Source organism: Desulfopila sp. IMCC35006 (assembly GCF_005116645.1).
In the GTDB taxonomy this organism is placed as follows: Bacteria; Desulfobacterota; Desulfobulbia; order Desulfobulbales; family Desulfocapsaceae; genus Desulforhopalus_A.
Genome location: NZ_SWCM01000013.1, coordinates 91,587 through 108,348, shown reverse-complemented (window position 1 = coordinate 108,348; position 16,762 = coordinate 91,587). Strand labels below are relative to the sequence as shown.

The 16,762-nt window shown below is 51.2% G+C and carries 13 protein-coding genes; 4 read left to right on the top strand and 9 right to left on the bottom strand.

Features of this window, described 5'->3' with window-relative positions; genetic code table 11:
- Positions 1 to 55: 55 nt before the first annotated feature.
- From FCL47_RS19150 to FCL47_RS19140, 3 genes are all read right to left on the bottom strand, one after another.
- Positions 56 to 1,657, bottom strand: a complete 1,602-nt coding sequence (locus FCL47_RS19150; protein WP_136815287.1) for an ABC transporter substrate-binding protein — start codon at positions 1,655 to 1,657, stop codon at positions 56 to 58.
- Positions 1,658 to 1,822: 165 nt separating this feature from the next.
- The gene (locus FCL47_RS19145) at positions 1,823 to 2,296 is read right to left on the bottom strand and encodes a CYTH domain-containing protein (RefSeq protein ID WP_136815286.1); all 474 of its coding nucleotides are present in this window, start codon (positions 2,294 to 2,296) and stop codon (positions 1,823 to 1,825) included.
- A gap of 13 nt (positions 2,297 to 2,309) precedes the next feature.
- Positions 2,310 to 3,101, bottom strand: a complete 792-nt coding sequence (locus FCL47_RS19140; protein WP_136815284.1) for an EI24 domain-containing protein — start codon at positions 3,099 to 3,101, stop codon at positions 2,310 to 2,312.
- A 306-nt stretch (positions 3,102 to 3,407) separates the two neighbouring features.
- Between FCL47_RS19140 and radA the strand changes: the two genes are divergently transcribed.
- From radA to FCL47_RS19130, 3 genes are all read left to right on the top strand, one after another.
- The gene (gene radA / locus FCL47_RS19135) at positions 3,408 to 4,772 is read left to right on the top strand and encodes a DNA repair protein RadA (protein WP_136815282.1); all 1,365 of its coding nucleotides are present in this window, start codon (positions 3,408 to 3,410) and stop codon (positions 4,770 to 4,772) included.
- 61 nt (positions 4,773 to 4,833) lie between these two features.
- The gene (locus tag FCL47_RS25375) at positions 4,834 to 4,956 is read left to right on the top strand and encodes a hypothetical protein (protein WP_255580778.1); all 123 of its coding nucleotides are present in this window, start codon (positions 4,834 to 4,836) and stop codon (positions 4,954 to 4,956) included.
- Between the two features lie 72 nt (positions 4,957 to 5,028).
- Positions 5,029 to 6,324 (top strand): cyclic nucleotide-binding domain-containing protein, encoded by a 1,296-nt coding sequence (locus tag FCL47_RS19130; RefSeq protein WP_136815281.1) that lies wholly within the window; start codon positions 5,029 to 5,031, stop codon positions 6,322 to 6,324.
- 43 nt (positions 6,325 to 6,367) lie between these two features.
- Here FCL47_RS19130 and FCL47_RS19125 read toward each other — a convergent pair whose 3' ends face one another.
- The 5 genes from FCL47_RS19125 to FCL47_RS19105 all read right to left on the bottom strand — a co-directional run bounded on the left by FCL47_RS19125 (position 6,368) and on the right by FCL47_RS19105 (position 15,051).
- Positions 6,368 to 7,837: a DegQ family serine endoprotease gene (locus FCL47_RS19125; protein ID WP_136815279.1), complete on the bottom strand. Its 1,470-nt coding sequence runs from the start codon at positions 7,835 to 7,837 to the stop codon at positions 6,368 to 6,370.
- Between the two features lie 457 nt (positions 7,838 to 8,294).
- On the bottom strand, positions 8,295 to 9,647 hold the full coding sequence (locus tag FCL47_RS19120; protein WP_136815277.1) for a class II 3-deoxy-7-phosphoheptulonate synthase: 1,353 nt from the start codon (positions 9,645 to 9,647) through the stop codon (positions 8,295 to 8,297).
- Positions 9,648 to 9,834: 187 nt separating this feature from the next.
- Complete coding sequence (locus FCL47_RS19115; RefSeq protein WP_136815275.1) at positions 9,835 to 10,377, bottom strand: type I restriction enzyme HsdR N-terminal domain-containing protein; 543 nt, start codon at positions 10,375 to 10,377, stop codon at positions 9,835 to 9,837.
- A gap of 619 nt (positions 10,378 to 10,996) precedes the next feature.
- Positions 10,997 to 13,714 carry a PqiB family protein gene (locus tag FCL47_RS19110; RefSeq protein WP_136815273.1) on the bottom strand — a complete coding sequence of 906 codons (2,718 nt, stop codon included), beginning with the start codon at positions 13,712 to 13,714 and terminating at the stop codon, positions 10,997 to 10,999.
- Positions 13,711 to 15,051, bottom strand: coding sequence for a paraquat-inducible protein A (locus FCL47_RS19105; protein ID WP_167496574.1), 1,341 nt, complete (start codon positions 15,049 to 15,051; stop codon positions 13,711 to 13,713). The genes FCL47_RS19110 and FCL47_RS19105 overlap by 4 nt, the downstream gene beginning before the upstream one ends.
- Positions 15,052 to 15,272: 221 nt before the next feature.
- On the opposite strand from FCL47_RS19105, the gene prmA reads away from it, so the two are divergent.
- Positions 15,273 to 16,193, top strand: coding sequence for a 50S ribosomal protein L11 methyltransferase (gene prmA, locus FCL47_RS19100; protein ID WP_167496573.1), 921 nt, complete (start codon positions 15,273 to 15,275; stop codon positions 16,191 to 16,193).
- A 23-nt stretch (positions 16,194 to 16,216) separates the two neighbouring features.
- Here the strand turns inward: prmA and FCL47_RS19095 are convergent, their stop codons facing one another.
- Positions 16,217 to 16,585, bottom strand: a complete 369-nt coding sequence (locus FCL47_RS19095; RefSeq protein ID WP_136815268.1) for a PilZ domain-containing protein — start codon at positions 16,583 to 16,585, stop codon at positions 16,217 to 16,219.
- Positions 16,586 to 16,762: the final 177 nt, after the last annotated feature.

The window sequence follows — 16,762 nt, the reverse complement described above, 5'->3', positions numbered from 1 at the left end:
AATTTCGGCATGGAAAAGGCTGGGCAGCTTAGGCTGCCCAGCCTGCGGGGACCGTCTATTTGATATCAACACCATAGAAAACATTGCCGCCGAAAGGATCGATGCGGAAATCGACAACTTCCTTTCTCACCGGCTGGAATACCACGGAATGAGCAATGGTTGCCCATGGGGCCTGTTCTTTGAAGAGTACCTGAGCTTGTTTATACAGCTTGGTGCGTTCGCCAATGTCTGCGACAATTTTGGCCTTCTGGATCAGCTCTTCGAACGGTTTATAACACCATTGCGCACGGTTTGCTCCGCCCACACCATCGCAGCCGAGCAGTACGGCCAGGAAGTTGTCCGGGTCACCATTGTCGCCGGTCCAGCCAAGGAGAACGGCGCCATCACGCTTTTCGTCCTTTGAACGTTTAAGGTATTCGGCCCATTCGTAGGAAACGATTTCTACTTCTACGCCAACCTTGGCAAAATCAGCCTGAAGCATCTCCGCCATACGACGGGCATTGGGATTGTAGGGTCGCTGCACCGGCATTGCCCATATTTTCATTTTCAGGTTTTTAACACCTTCTGCGGCAAGAATTTTTTTCGAGGCGGCAGGATCATAGGGATCGTCAACAACAGCATCGTTATAGGACCAGATGGTTGGCGGGATCGGATTTTTTGCTACTTTACCGGCGCCCTGAAAGACTGCGTTGAGGATGGCCGGTTTGTTGATGGCCATATTCAGCGCCTTCCGGACCTTGGGGTTATCAAAGGGGGCCATCTTGGCGTTATAGGCGAGATAGCCGACATTCAGACCTTCTTTTTCCAACAGGTTGATATCGGCATCCTTTTTCATTGCATCCAGGTCAGCCGGATTGGGATAGGGCATTACCTGGCACTCATTAGCTTTCAGTTTCTGATAGCGAACCGACGCATCGGGAGTGATGGCAAAAACCAGATTATCGATGGGGGCCTTGCCAGCCCAGTAGTCTGGATTGGCCTTATACCGGATAACCGCGTCTTTTTGATACGCAACCAGCTGGAAAGGACCGGTGCCGACCGGTTCAAAGTCGATCACGTCCGGGGTGCCGGCTTTCATCATTTTGTCGGCGTATTCTGCCGAGAAAATCGATGCAAAATCCATGGCGAGATTGGCGATAAACGGGGCTTCAGGACGATTGAGGATGAACTTGACGGTATAGTCGTCGACCTTGACAATGTCTTTCAACAATTCCGGCATGGACATGCTGTTGAAATATTCATAGGAAGCGTTGCCGACTTTATGGTAGGGATGGTTTTTATCGAACTGACGCATGAACGTGAAAACGACGTCATCGGCGTTAAAGTCGCGGGTGGGGGTAAAGTTTTTGGTTGTATGAAATTTTACGCCTTTGCGGAGATGAAAGGTGTATTCCTTGCCGTCGGCTGAAATATCCCATTTTGTCGCAAGACCTGGTTCGATCTCAGTGGTGCCTCTCTTGAACATCGAGAGCTTGTCGAAGATCTGCCGGGAAGAGGCATCGAAAGTGGTTCCTGCGGTATAGAAAGCGGGGTTAAAACCCTCCGGGCTTCCCTCGGAACAGAACACCAGAGTTTTCGGTGCGGCACCGGCGTGCATCGATGCCAGCAACAAGGTCGCCCCACAGAAAGCAGCAATCAGATTTTTTGTTTTTCTCATCTTTTTGATCTCCTCTTATTTTTATGATAACAGACCGGTTCTCATGGTCTGCGCTTGCCTTGTCCACAACCAGCTTTAATGCAGGATAGATAGTATAAAGTGAGCGACATTGTATACTATTTTGGCATCGACTGCATTGTTTATGTATTTTCTGGCACCTTCCGCTCACTCAGCGGACCAATTTGAAAACGGGTTCGTGACCAGATTGGCATTGTAATATCTGCTGTCGTCGGTGACTTCCCTGCCTATCCAGGAAGGTTTGTCAAAGTGTTGCCCTTCGTATTCAAGTTCAATTTCAGCAAAGAGAAGGCCTTCATTTTCTCCTTTAAATTCATCGACTTCCCAGGTAAATCCAGCAAAAGGAATTTCGTATCTGGTTTTTTCGATAAGCGGTTTCTGGCAGAGTTCATGGAGCATCTCCCTGGCATCCTCGACCGGAATATCGTATTCATACTCGAGCCGTGTCGCTCCGACATTGGGCCCTTTGATGGTCAGAATACCGCGGTCATCGATAATTCGTACCCGGACGGTTCTGCCTTTTTCCGAGTTCAGGTACCCCTGGCAATAGAGCCTGCCTGTGCCAAGATGGCGCCAGTCGTCGCCTGTAATCAGGAATTTTTTCTCAATTTCTTTCCCCATGGACAGCTCCAAGTTAAGAAGTGGTGGAAGGTTTTCCGGCAAGTTCGATAGCCGAAAAATTCAAGGTGGTGTGGACGGTCAGTAACGGAAACAGCAGTGCGATGGCAAAAATATTGACGAAAGGAATCATGCTGATAAGGGCGGGGAGAACCCCCAGCCGAAAGGCGGGACTGCTATGCGTGCGCAGCCAGCGCAGTTTTTGGCCAAGGGACCAGCGGCGTCGCGAGGCGGGATAATCGACAAACAGCAAAGCTGAATAGTAGGTGTAAAAGAGAAAAACGAGCGCCTGGCCTATCCCGGGGATAAAATTAACAAAGAGTGCCGCAATGGTCACTACTATTCCGAACGAGGCAATTTTCAGTCCCTCAAAGAGGTCTCGGAAAAAGCCGGTAATGGAAAAATTCGCTTCGGCGTCGAAATGGATGCCGGCATACATTTTTTCAGCCGCAGCGCTGAGAAACGCATAGCCGGGAGTTGACAGGGTGTAAGCGAAAAGAAAAGCGAGGTAGAAGGCGACTATTCTGGAGACGATGAGAAACAACCAGCTGCTCACCAGCCACCCGCTATATTTGATCCAGCCCAGGATGCTCCCGGTTGCCGGAGCGGTTGCGGTAAAGTTTCCGGTGAGCTGATCGATGAAGTCGACGGTCACCAGATAGCCGACCCAGGTGAGCGTGATGGTTAGCAGAAAAAGAAGAAAGCTCCAGCCAAACAGCCTTTTCCGGCGGAATATGAGCGAGAGGGAATGAGATAAGGGGATCCATTCAGGAGTGGGGGCTTCTGGAACATGGAGTTGCTTTTGCATGATATAAGCTGGTATAACGAGTAGGGTTGAAACTGCAGCCGGTATTGAGCCGCAAGCAAGGGGAAAAGGCAAAAACATTTCTGTGCGACAACATGTCATGTCGCCCAAGTGTCTGCCGACCGCCTAAAAGTATAGCTCCTTTTTACTGGCTGTAAAGTCCGATGGCGTTGTAAAAACTCTCCCCGTGCTTCGTTGTCAGAAAAGTTGAAGTTTTTCGAAGCCGGAGTTTCTGACCTATTTAAAGGCTGCGTATCTCCTTATCCATATGGAATTATACCTATTTACCAAATTTCAATTTTTCGCGTTATGAATGTAAAAAGTAAAAAACCGCCTCGACCGGTTTTCGTCTGTCGCGAGTGCGGCCATCAGAGCGGTAAATGGCTGGGGCGCTGCCCGGATTGTGGTGAGTGGGAAAGTCTCGTTGAAGAAATCCTTCACGTTCAGACCCCTGGCGGAACCACTGTTTCGCAACCGCAACCGCTCTACCTCGCTCCCGAGGGAGACGAAGATAGAATCAGCACCCGCATGGAAGAGCTGGACCGGGTTCTGGGCGGGGGAATTGTGCCGGGCTCGGTTGTTTTGATCGGCGGCGAGCCGGGGATTGGTAAGTCGACCCTTCTGCTCCATCTACTTGCCTCGATTGCCGAAGATGGCCGGAAGGTTCTGTATGTGTCGGGTGAGGAATCTGCCCGGCAGATAAAAATGCGGGCCAGGCGTCTCGGCGCCATCCATCCGGATGAATTCCTGGCCACCGAGAGCGTGGTCGAGCACATCATCGCCATGACCTGTGCCATGCGACCCAGCCTGCTGGCCGTTGATTCCATTCAGACCCTGACCTGTACCGATGTTGCCTCTTCGCCTGGTTCCGTTACCCAGGTGCGCGAGTCGGCATACCGATTGCTCGGTATGGCCAAAAAGGAAAACATTCCGGTAGTCCTGGTCGGCCATGTCACCAAGGACGGGGCAATAGCCGGGCCGAAAGTGCTCGAACATATGGTCGATACGGTGCTCTATTTTGAAGGGGATCGGAGCCATGCTTTTCGTATCCTGCGGACGGTGAAGAACCGGTTTGGGTCCACCAACGAAATCGGGGTATTCGAAATGAAGGAAGAAGGGCTGGTGCAGGTGAGCAACCCCTCGGAGATTCTGCTGGCCGAGCGGCCCATAAATGAACCCGGCTCCGTCGTGCTGCCAAGCGTTGAAGGGACGAGGCCGATTCTGGTCGAAGTGCAGGCCCTGGTCAGTCCCACCAACCTTGGAACGGCCAGGCGTACGGCGATTGGTGCCGATCAGCAACGATTATCCCTGCTCTGTGCGGTGTTGGAAAAAAAAGCTGGCCTGGATATGTACGGCCACGATATATTTCTCAATATCGCCGGGGGGATGCGTATAGATGAACCGGCTCTCGATCTGGGTGTTATCTGTGCCCTGGCCTCCAGCCTGTTGGAAAAACCGATACCCTCGACCACGGTGGTCTGCGGGGAAGTTGGTCTGGCCGGCGAAGTTCGTGCCATAGGCCATGTGGACGTGCGGATTCGCGAGGCGCAACGGTTGGGTTTTAATCGTTTTGTGCTCCCCAGGAGCAATAAGGAACGAATAACCTGGAAGCCGGCGATCGAATTAATTGGGGTGTCCAGTCTCCAGGAGCTTATGGATGTTGTATTTGGCTAAACAAGCTGATAATATCACAGTAATTACCCCACGAAAAGTAACCTTTTAAAGGAGCCGCACCATGACTGATTCGCATCAACACAGCCACCATGACCATCAGGAAGATAACTCCGTGAATGTAAAAGTTGCCTTGTTTTTTGTCGTCGTCCTTGTCGCGATTTTCTTTATCGGCTGGATAAATTGAGGAAGGTAACTCGTTGCTCCGTACCAATGAGCGGCAAAATTTATCAAGGTATTGTGTAAGGTGACGGAAAAGGTGACCAGGAACAGCCCGGAACGGGAAGTCGTTATTCTGATGACCGATATGGTCGGGTATTCACAAGTATCTTCAGGGATGACCCCGGAGGAAATTCGCGATTTTCTGATCGATTACCATGGCAGGATACACCATATAATTCATCGGGAAGAATGTATTCCCTTTGAAATCGAGCCTTCTGCCGGGGACGGCTGCCTGGTTATTTTTGACAAGCGACCGGGCGAAGACCGCGCCGGGATCTGCAGCCGGGCTCTGGCCACGGCACTCAGGATGGCCGAGGCCATTGCCGACGGCAGTTTAGCCCCGACCCGGATGGGCATCTTGCTTGGGCCGATAACCGAGGCGCAGCTGGGTACCAGAATGGCTAAATTCGGGGCAAGTTTTGCCGTTGCCAATCGTCTTGAGGAACTGTGCGGCCATTTTGGCACAGATTTACTGATGGATCGGGAAGTTGCCAGACATCAGAAGGGTTTTGAGAAGTATCTGGTCACCATCGCCAAGATCAGCCTGACCAGTGTTCAGCATCCAATGAATGTTTTCACCCTTTATAAGCCCGGCATTCAAAACTGCCCGGTCCATGTGGATGAAGCAGGCTTGTTGAAATTTATCCGGATGAAAAATGATGCCATGGAGTTCTTCAGCGGCAATTTAATGCTTGGGATTGAACCTGATTTTCCACGGGTCAGAGAGGAGCTTCTGCTGACCCAGAAGTATTTCAGGGAATTGACCGGCAGAGAAGATGCCGGCACTGAGCGAATTCTCGAATACATCCGTGAAACACCTTTTCCGGCCGACGATTTTGATCAGCAAGGCATGAAGCTGATGGAAAAAAAGCGGGATTCTCTCGGGGAGCGGTTGTTTCATCTGTCAAAAGAATTGCTCCGGGCCATGAACCCCGCTTTTTATCACGCGCTGGTTGTGGATACCGAATGGGAACGATATTTCAAACTGGAGTGGTGTAAAAAAGGCGCCACGATAATCAAAATAGACAGTGTTCCCGATGGTATCTATTATCTGGACAGCGGAACAGCGCTCGCTTTTAATGGCGAGGGAGAGCTGCTCGCCACCATGACTGCTGGAGCTATCTTCGGGGAGATGGCCTATTTTGGCAAGGCGCAGAAACGTACTGCCACGGTTACTGCCAAGACGGATGTGGTATTGCGAAGAATATCTACCGAGGACTTCAAAAAACTTCCGGTGATAATTGAGATATTCGAACGGATTGCCAGGGCGCGGCAGCGGGAGATCGCCGAAAACCTCCAGCATCCCTCAGATATGGCCGTTTCCTCCGTCTGAAGAGATGGACTCCGACGGAGGAAACGGCTCTTAGGGTTGTGTGCTATTTGCTCGACAGCACCACATAGGTTGAGTAATCACCGGCGCGGACCCGCAGGAGAACTTTGTTGTCTCCTTTCGATTTTTTCAAGACAGCCCCGAGATCTTTCATGGTGCTGACTCGTTGCCGGTTGACTTCTTCGACAAGTTGACCTGGTTTAAGTCCTGCTGCTGCTGCCGCACTGCCTGCCGCAACATCGCTGATAATCAGGCCGCTGTGAATACCATAGTCGAATTTCCTGGCCAGCTCAGGGGTCAGTTCCTGCAGCGTGAGACCATACTGGTCAAGGGAACCAACGTTATTGGCGCCAATTCCTCCTTTGCTGAAATCGGATGGCTGTTCGCCGATAGAGACCTGGATCTTCTTTTCTCTCCCGTCGCGCATGATGTCAAGCATTGCCTTGCTCTGGGGCTGGAGCATGGCCACCCGATTGCGCAGATCGGCAACATCCTTGAGTTCAACCCCGTCCAGACGGAGGATGACATCTCCCTGCTGCAGTCCGGCAGCACTGGCCGGAGAATTATTTTGAACCTCACTGATCAGAATTCCGCCGCTCTGTTTGAGGCCAAACGATTCTGCCAGCTCTTTTGTCACATTCTGGATAGCTACGCCAAGCCAGCCGCGGGTGACCTTCCCCTGTTTCTGCAGCTGTCCTTCAACGGCTTTAACCATATTTATCGGGATGGCGAAGCCGATTCCCATATAGCCCCCGGTTTTTGAGAACAGAGCGGTATTAATGCCGACCACCTCTCCCCGGCCATTGATTAACGGTCCGCCGCTATTGCCTGGATTGATGGCCGCATCTGTCTGAATGAAGTTCTCATAGTCGCTGATGCCAATGCTGGACCTGCCGGTCGCACTGACCACGCCGACGGTCACCGTCTGGCTCAGGCCAAAGGGGTTGCCGATGGCAATGACCCACTCACCGGCTTCGAGCTGCGATGAATCTCCGAGGGGTAAAACCGGCAGGTTTTCCGGATCAGAGATCTTGATCAGCGCAACATCGGTCTGGGGGTCGGTGCCGATAACCTTGGCGTCGAAATCCCGGTTATCGGAAAGGGTTACTTTGATGCTGTCGGCGCCATCGACCACATGGTTGTTGGTCAAAATAAAACCATCTTTACTGATGATAAACCCGGAGCCCTGCCCCTGTTGCTTGTATTCGTGAGGCTGTTGCTGGTAACGCCGGAACTGGGGGCCGAAAAACTGCTCAAAAAGGGGATTGTTGAACATATCTTCAGGCCCCATTCCTTCTTGGGAATTGCTCGTTGTCGTTTTTTCTACCTTGATATTTACAACTGCCGGTTTCGCCTGTTTCACCACGTTGACAAAGGCCTTGGATGACTTGTCAAGAATAGCGATATCATCGCTGCTGTTGGTCTGGGCGAAACTCCTGGTGGCTATGAGTGTCATGCAGACCATCAGGATGGCAAGTGTCCTGACAAGCGGTAGGGTCAATTTTTTTGTGTTCATGCACATTCTCCTTTAATTAAAGACGCTGAAAAGATGTAACCGTTCACCGGAAAACCTGAAAATCTCGTACAATCTCCGAGCGGTAAGCGTTTACCAGTGCCGGAGATGCGCGAAAGAGGTCAGTAAACTGTACTCGTGGTACGTTTCCGACCAATGACAGAACAGATTCGGTGCTGGTGAACGCTTACGAAAAGATTGCTTAAGGAAGATCCGTCAGCCACATGCCGATTATCAATAGTGATAAGGCGAATCAGTTTTCTGTCTGTGGAGACTACTGTAAACGTGAACAAAAGACCGTCAAGAAAGATTACTGAAATGTAATCATCAAACCGGGAACAGCAGGTGGTGAGTTGGGCGTGCAACTGGTCAACTGGTTCCCATGCGCCGCATGGGAACCAGTTGCACTAATGTGTCGTCCGTTTTATGAGGGGAAATGCAGGGTGGGGGACACCGGGTGTCAGCTCCGGATCATATCGGCAATCTGGAAAGCGACCTCCAGACTTTGTTCGGCATTGAGCCGGGGATCGCAGCTGGTCATATAGTTTTCGGCAAGTTCTTCATCGACGATGTTATGCGCTCCACCAGTACACTCTGTGACATTGTTGCCGGTCATCTCCAGATGGATGCCGCCTGGGACAGTACCCTCAGACCAGTGGGTCTCGAAAAAGCAGGTTATCTCGGACAGGATATCATTGAAATTTCTGGTTTTATGTCCCGATTTTGCAGTGTAGGTATTGGCATGCATCGGATCACAGCTCCAGACAATATTAAAGCCCTCTTTTTTCATCTCCCGCAGCAGCGGCGGCAGGGCTTTTTCAACTTTTTTCATGCCAAGTCGGGTAATAATTGTCAGTCTTCCCGGTTCGTTGTCAGGATTGATGACATCGATAATGCGTTTCACATTATCGATGTCATAGGTCGGACCGAGCTTCAGGCCGATCGGATTATGCACCCCGCGCAGGAATTCGATATGGGCACCATCGACCTGTCGGGTTCGCTCGCCGATCCACAGCATATGTGCCGAACAATCGTACCAGTCACCGGTGATGGAATCCATGCGGGTCATTGCTTCTTCATATTGCAGGAGCAGGGCTTCATGGGAGGTGAAAAGCTCGGTTTGGTGAATCTGCGGGGCTTCTGAGGAAATACCGATGGTTTCCATGAATCTGATGGCATGGCTGATCTGTTTAGCTAAGCGATCATAAGAGCGACCCATAGGTGAATGTGCGACGAATTCCTGGTTCCATGCCTGCACCCTCTGCAGAGAGCCAAAACCGCCCCGGGTAAAGGCGCGCAGAAGGTTGAGGGTTGAAGCGGCCATGTTATACCCCTTCAGCATGAACTTGGGGTTCGGGTTACGGGACTCCGGGGTGAACTCGGCAGAATTGACCATATCGCCCCGGTAGGAGGGCAGTTCCACCCCGTCGATAATTTCGGTATCGGAGGAACGCGGCTTGGCAAACTGGCCGGCAATCCTGCCAACCTTAATCACCGGCTTACCCCCGGCGTAGGTGAGCACTACCGCCATCTGCAGCAGAACTTTCAAGGTTTCGCGGATGTTTGGGGCGGTAACCTGAGCAAAGTTTTCCGAGCAGTCACCACCCTGGAGCAGAAAAGCGTCTCCGGTTACTGCCTTGGCCAGAAGCTGCTTGAGGGAACGAATCTCACCGGCAAAGACCAGAGGGGGCAGCAGGGCTAAATTGGTAAGAACTTTGTCAACAGCCTCCTGGTCCGGCCAGGTTGGCTGCTGCAGCGCTGTAAACTTTTGCCAGCTTGATTTCGTCCAGTTTTTGTGCTCGGTAGGCGTCATGTTTTCCTCGGCGGTCTTTAGTTATGTTTATTGTTGATTATTTATTGTTGGCAACTGGGGGTGTGCGTGCAATTTAAAATCTCATCCCGCCCAAAAGCATTGCGGGACTCTGTTTAGTACCCCCTTGCGGGGTGCAAGTTCATTCACGAAATTTTTTCTTGAACAGCAAGAAAAAATTTCTAAGTCACTAATAACAGCAGCGCTCCACATCAAAAGCGTTGAGTATCCGTAATTCCTGCTCTCTGCGTTTGGGCTCGGGCGGTGGATAGAATACTAATTGTGGGGCCATTTTTTCAAGAGTCTGTCGATCCGGAATGGAGTCTAATCCATAACCAAGAATCTTGCCAGTTCTAGTGTCTAAAAGTTCGGCATCCCGGCCGTTGGTCACAACGGCAAGGGGCAGACAGTACTCCCGGTTGATGACTCTGGCTGCAGCTATTGCCGCCCGCTCCCTGCTGACCAGGGAGCCCGGGCCATAGCGAATGATCATATATTGTTTTTCTGACAGGGAAACTGTCAGTTCGATGGTTGACACGACAAAACATCGGGAGAAGAGGGTTTCGATCTTCAGTCTTGGTTGCAGCTGTTCTCGGTCAAAGCCCTTTTGCTCCACCATTAAACGGCTTAGATCCTGGCGGATACGTTCGTCGTCGGTGTCGGTCAGTTCCTCGTTGGTCAGATAATCCCTGAGGGTTCCGTAGATGAGGTGATGGGGTTTGGGAACAGGCATTGGGTATCGTTATTTTTAGTACCCCCTTGAGGGGTGCTCTGTTTAGTCCCCGTGCTGTGCGGGGATACGTTTATTCACAAAATTGAGCCTTGTTGAAGGTACTTAATGTCTATGATAGCTCACTAATCCCGCCAAAAAGCGTTGCGGGACTCTTTTTAATGCCCCTTGCGGGTACTCTGTTTAGCACCCCCCTTCTTGGGTATCAGTTCATTCACGAGATAATTTGCTAAATCACTAATCCCGCCCAAAAGCGCTGCGGGACTCTGTATAGTACCCCCTTGAGGGGTGCTCTGTTTAGTCCCCGTGCTGTGCGGGGATAAGTTCATTCACGAAATAGAGCCTTTCTCATAAAGCATTGGATGTAATTGTGGTTTCACTAATCCCGCCTAAAAGCGTTGCGGGACTCTGTATAGTACCCCCTTGAGGGGTGTAAGTTCATTCACGAAAGAGTTCCTTCGTATGAAGCATTGGATGTAATTGTGGTTTCACTAATCCCGCCTAAAAGCGTTGCGGGATAAGTTCATTCACGAAATAGTTTACTTGTAAACAGCACAAGTAAACTATTTCTAATTCACTAATAATAATCTCCAGGATTTTTGCAAGTGAGGCTTTAGTTACATTACTTTGTTCCGGAAAGACGCGGAGCCCCTTTCTTCTCTAGCTGAGCGATATCTGGGTTCCAGTCGAGCCACTCCGGCTCCGGTTTGTCGTAGAGGGTGAAATGGTGGCCGGATACCATCGCCGAACCGGTTTGACCGATATTTGGAGTAGAGAGCGCTATGCCCCCACGCATGACCGCTTCAAGGGATGCCGTGGAGACGGTAACGCCAGAGAACAGTCCGCCCTCGAGTTTGGCGCCGCTGACATTCCAGAACCGGGTATTTTTCCAGATGATTGCACTATACTCCTTGGCTATGGAAACAAATACCAGCACTTTCTGAAAGGTGGGCGAGAGTTCATACCCGGTAACCCGTCCAACCTGGACCTGCCGATAATAGACCGGCGAGCCGACACTGAGGGAGCCGAGATGCTGGGTCTCCAGCACTATCCCGAGCCCGTCACGGTCGGCGATCTCCGTTTGCGGCGGTTTTGGCAGCACCTTGAATGTTTGGACAAGCGGGCCGTTGCCCTGGAGGATGCTCAGGTACGAACCAAACAGGATGGACTGGACATTTTTAACCCCGGCCAGGCTCACCTCGGCCTGTTCGACCCATATCAGGGTGCCGGATCTGAACAGCTGCATGGCATTTCTGTTGATGCGGATTGTGCCGACAATTGTTTGCAGATTTTCCGCAAGGGTGAGCCTGGTTATCTGACCGATTTCAATGCCCTTGTGTTTTACCGGTGCACCTTCCTTCAGACCGTAATTGTCTTTGAGTATTACGGTCAGCTCTATCTTGTCAGCCTGCAGCGCTTCCTGCTGGTTGGCATAGAGTGGATAGGGCTTGGTCGAGCTGAGCGGGGCTCCATCGGATACATTAATGCAACCAATGCCGCCGGCCAGCATGGACTGGAGTGACCCGGTCTGCAGGTTGAGGCCGGTCAGCCCGCCTGACACCCGGACGCCGCTGGCGTTGTAGAATCTGGTTTTTTCGTTGATAAGGTTCTTGTATTGGTTGTAAACAAAACACTCGATCAGGACGCCCTGCTGGTCGGGGGTCAGACGAAAGTCTTCAATCTCGCCGATTTTAATATTTTTATGGAGTATCGGCGCGCCGATGGAAAGAGATTGCGCATCTTCGGACATCAGCAGAAAGTGTTTACCGGAAGGCTGCAGGTCGGGAACTTTGGCAAGTGCGTCTTTATAGCTTGAATACAGCGGAAACCGAAAACCTTCTTCCGGCGTGACATTCTTTTGTTTTTTCTGTTTTTCAGGGGTTATGAAGCTCAATCCTCCACTGAGCAGGTTGGCCAGTGGTCCCGTTGAAACCTGCAATCCCTGATCGAGGCTCGCGTCAACCTGCAAACCGGAATGCTTCCAGAAGATGGAATTTTTGCTGAGCAGGTGGAGGTATTCCTGGTAGATAAACAGGGTAGTCCGGATGTTTGCGGCAGATTTTTCCAGATCGACAGCCACGATCTCGCCTACCTGGATGTTTTTGAAATAAACGGGGGATTTGGCGGAAATGTCGATGGGGTCCTCCGAGACAAGCACGAAAGACCGGCCATTTCTTAACGGTGTCTGCGGAGGGGGTTCAGGCAGGATATCAAAGCTGTCCTGAAATGGTCCATCACCCGGTTGAAAGGTTATATGGGCCCCGGAGAAAAGTGAACTGAGATTATCTATTCCTGCGGCCGAAACCTCCGGTTTCACCAGCCAGAACTTGGTGTTTTTCCGGAGGATGAGTTCTGCTTTCGGGTCAAGCAGAATGTGGGCTGTGACAGTCCTCTGTGGATCGTTGTTAATCTGGATATCCTTGACAAATCCTGCTTCCAGGCCGCGATACATGACCTTGGTTGATTTCTCGACTATATCCTCTCCGGAGGAGAGGGTTAAGTTCAGCGGGATACCGTAATTTGCCGACTCGAGATCGGGATACAGCGGAAAAACCTGGCGGCTGATAGCTGCCGGGCTGTGCTGAAGTTGTTCCGGGGTGTACAGCAGTATGCCGCCTCGCACCAGCGAAGCCAGGGATTCCACCTGGATCTTCACATTGGGCAATTTGCCGCTTATCTGGATGCCGCTGGAGTTGCAGAAACGACTGCCTTCCCTTACCAGGTGGGCAAACTCTGGCTGTATGAAGAGATCGATCTGGACATTTTTATCCTGGACGAGCCGATAGGCCTGGACTTTACCAATCTCGATATTTCGATAATAGACACCCGTTCCCGTCTGGATCGACCCGAGCATATCGGTCGTCAGCCGCACGTGAAGGCCGGGTGTCTCCGGCGAAACCGGCGGGGAGGAAGTGAGGCCCTGAAATTCTCGTCGTGCTTTTGTCGAGGAGCCGATTTGAATGCCTATATAGCTGCCGGAGAGAATGGTGTCTAGCCCCTGGACCGAACTTGCCGACAGTTGCGGTCGAACCACCCAGAACAGGGTGTCTTCAACAAGATGGCTGACGACGTCCTTGTCCATTTTCGCTATCGCTTTGGCCTGCTGGTTGTCCAGGTCGGGCAGGACTTTAGTGACAAGGCCGACCGGAATACCCCTGGCCATGATCTGGGTTTTACCCGAGACGATGCCGGTTGCATCCTTGAACAAGATGGTTATTTCCACCCCGGCATCTCTGTAGCTGTTATAGATGAGCCAGCCGCAGATACATAGAGCAATGACTGGTAAAGTCCATATTACTGAAATACCGCGATTTTTTTCAACAACAGGTTCGGTTGTCATGGGTTGTTTCCAGAAGTTATTCGAGAGTTTTTACTGCCCGCCTGCTGTGGCTGGCTGCATCTATCCCATATGAGGCGCGGGTCGAAGGTGATGACCGCAAACATGGTAGAGGCGACGACAATGCAGAAATAGGTGGCTGCCGGGGCAGCATGTATGGACGTGAAAAAGCCAAAGTTGACCAGAACGGACAGAAGGGCGATGACAAAGATGTCGAGCATTGACCATCTGCCGATAAAAGTAATAAATCGAAACATTTTTGCCCGTTGTCTGAGTAGCCTGTTGCTGCATGGCCGGGTGGAAAGCAGCAGGATGGTGAGGCCGACTATCTTGAAGATGGGCACCAGAACAGATGCGGTAAAAATGATCAGGCCTATGAAATAGGAACCGTGTTGAAAAAAATAGATAATTCCGTCCATAATAGTTGATCGACTGGGAACACCGAGAAAATCAACCCGCATTATCGGCAGCAGATTGGCCGGAGCCAGAAAAATTGTCGAGGTGAGCACCAGGGCCCAGGTCTTTGATATACTGGACGGATGTCGAAGGTGCAGTGGCTCGCCGCAGCGTGGACATTTTTTGGTGCCATGGTTCGTCGGCGAGAGTTTATGGCAGATATGGCACTGGCTCAAACCCTGCATGGCGGCGGTAACAATTCCGCCATCGCTGGCATGGACAACCACAGGTGGCTGGGCTGCAACCGGGGCGTTGTTTTTTTGCTTTTTATCTTCAATGGTCTGCCAGAAAAAATCGCGGTCGATGGCGGCGGCAAGAGCGATTGTGAGCAAAACGAGGCCGGTGAAACAGAAGATTCCGGTATTATACGAAATGTCGGTACTGCTTCCCATCTTGATGACCGTGACCATAATGCCGAGCAGGTACACTTCAACCATCGCCCATTCCTCCAGATGCAGGTAGCTCCTAAAGAGCCTGGCCAGATACCATGGATATTTTTGCCGGTAGAGCTGGAGGGAAATTATAAAGACGGAGCTCAGCAGCATCAGCGGGAAGATGACCGCCGAGAGCAGGACCATAAACGAGACCAGATAATAGCCGTTATTGTAAAAGTCAAAGAGTGAGTCAATAATATTGGCCGAATCGCTGAAACCAAATGATTCCATGGTCATAAGCGGGAGAAGCATTGCCGGGAGGTACATGAGCAGACCGGCAATGCTCAGGGCCAGCGCTTTTCTAATTGAATCGCTGTTTCTCCTGCTTATAGTCTTGCCGCAACGGGGGCAGAGGATAGAATGTCCGGCGGGCGCCTCTGTCTTCTGCAAAAGCAGATCGCAGTCGGGACAGGCAGTTAAGTGGTCAAAATCTTTTGGATCAAATTGCACTGCAGACCTTTTTAAAGACAAAAGAATACATTCGTTCTGTATAAAAATCTGGTAAAAACCACGGATCGGGGATGGCTAAGCAGATAAGCACCCTATGCAACAGGGCTTGAACTCCGACATCGAAAAACTTCCTGCACAGTATACTAATGTGAAGTTGATCGTTTGTCATATGAAAAACTATTGTTACCCTGGATTTGGGTACGACAGGCATGGTGAGGGAATTGATAAAGGATACGAGCGGGCAGAAGGCCGGAAAGAAATGGTTGAAGATAACAATCAAGGCAGAGCCTCAGCTGGTGGAATCGATCAGCGATTATCTGGTCGGGGTGTTTGATGCGGGGGTGGAGACGGGTGCCCGTGATGAACTTCTATACGGAACGGTCAACGGTTATATTCAAAAAGCTGATTTATTGCCGCATGAGGTGGACGGTATTCTTGGTCAGGTGTCCGCATATCTTTCTGAATTGGCTGAGATATTCAGTGTTCAGACACCTATCCTTTCGTCAACTATGATTGAGGAAGAGGATTGGGGGAAAAGCTGGAAACAGCATTTTAAACCGTTTGCCATCGTGCCTGGCCTGGTTATTGCCCCCACCTGGGAAGAATATCGACCGGCTGCCGGGGAGGCGGTTCTCGTCATGGATCCGGGCATGGCTTTTGGTACCGGCCACCATGCGACCACCAGCCTTTCAGTCGATTTTATCCGGCAGACTCTGGCCCAGGGGGGCGGGCAGCGACTCCTGGACGTGGGTACCGGCACAGGAATTCTCGGCATGGCGGCATTGCTTTTTGGCGCAGGAGATGTCTTAGGGATAGACAACGATCCGGAGGCGGTTTCTGCCGCGGAGCAGAATGTGCAGTTAAATTCCTTGCAGGAACATATGCAGGTAAGCCTTGCACCGCTTTCTGCGCTGCAGGAATCCTTTGCCATAGTGGTTGCCAATATTGTCCATGATGTTCTGGTCCGCATGGCCGATGACCTGACCCGTTTGACGGCAGACGGCGGTACCCTGATTCTGTCCGGGATACTGGCCGGAGACCAGGTTGCCAGTATAACAGACGTATTTACGGCAAGAGGCATGCGGCTCTCGGGGCGTCAGAGTTGTCAGGAGTGGGCCGCGTTATGCTTTAAAAAAGAGTGAGAAGCCGTGCCGGGCCTCTGGTATTATGTCGCTCGGCCCTGCATCGGGGTAAGCTGGTAATCGGTGTCGAAAATGATCCCCACCCCATCCTTTTCCTGGCGGATGACGATTCCGTTGGCGATGACCCAGACGTTCTGATCGGTAAGCTGTCTCAGGCTTTCCACCGAGAGGATGAAACGCAGTCTTTTCAGGTCGGCAAGGCTGAGATAAAATTCGATTTTAACCTTGGCAGCCATGGGGAATTTATGGGCAGTTTGAATAAAGGCCCCGCCGGAGCTGATATTTGCCGCAACCGTATCAATGACCGGAGCAGGATCATCGATATGTCTGTATGATATTTTGGCTTGAAGGTTAAGAGAAAATCGTTTCTGTTCTCTTCGTTCAATCGACATATTGTTCCCTCGGCACCTGATGGCATCACAAGCATCCCCACAAGGGGCTGGCCATCTTGAGAATCGACTCTTTATGAGACTGTTAGTTGTGGTATATCTGAATATGGCATTATCTCTTCTTACTTACGGGATGCAGGAGATTTTGTCAATTTCAACAGACGCAGATAAAATTTGTAT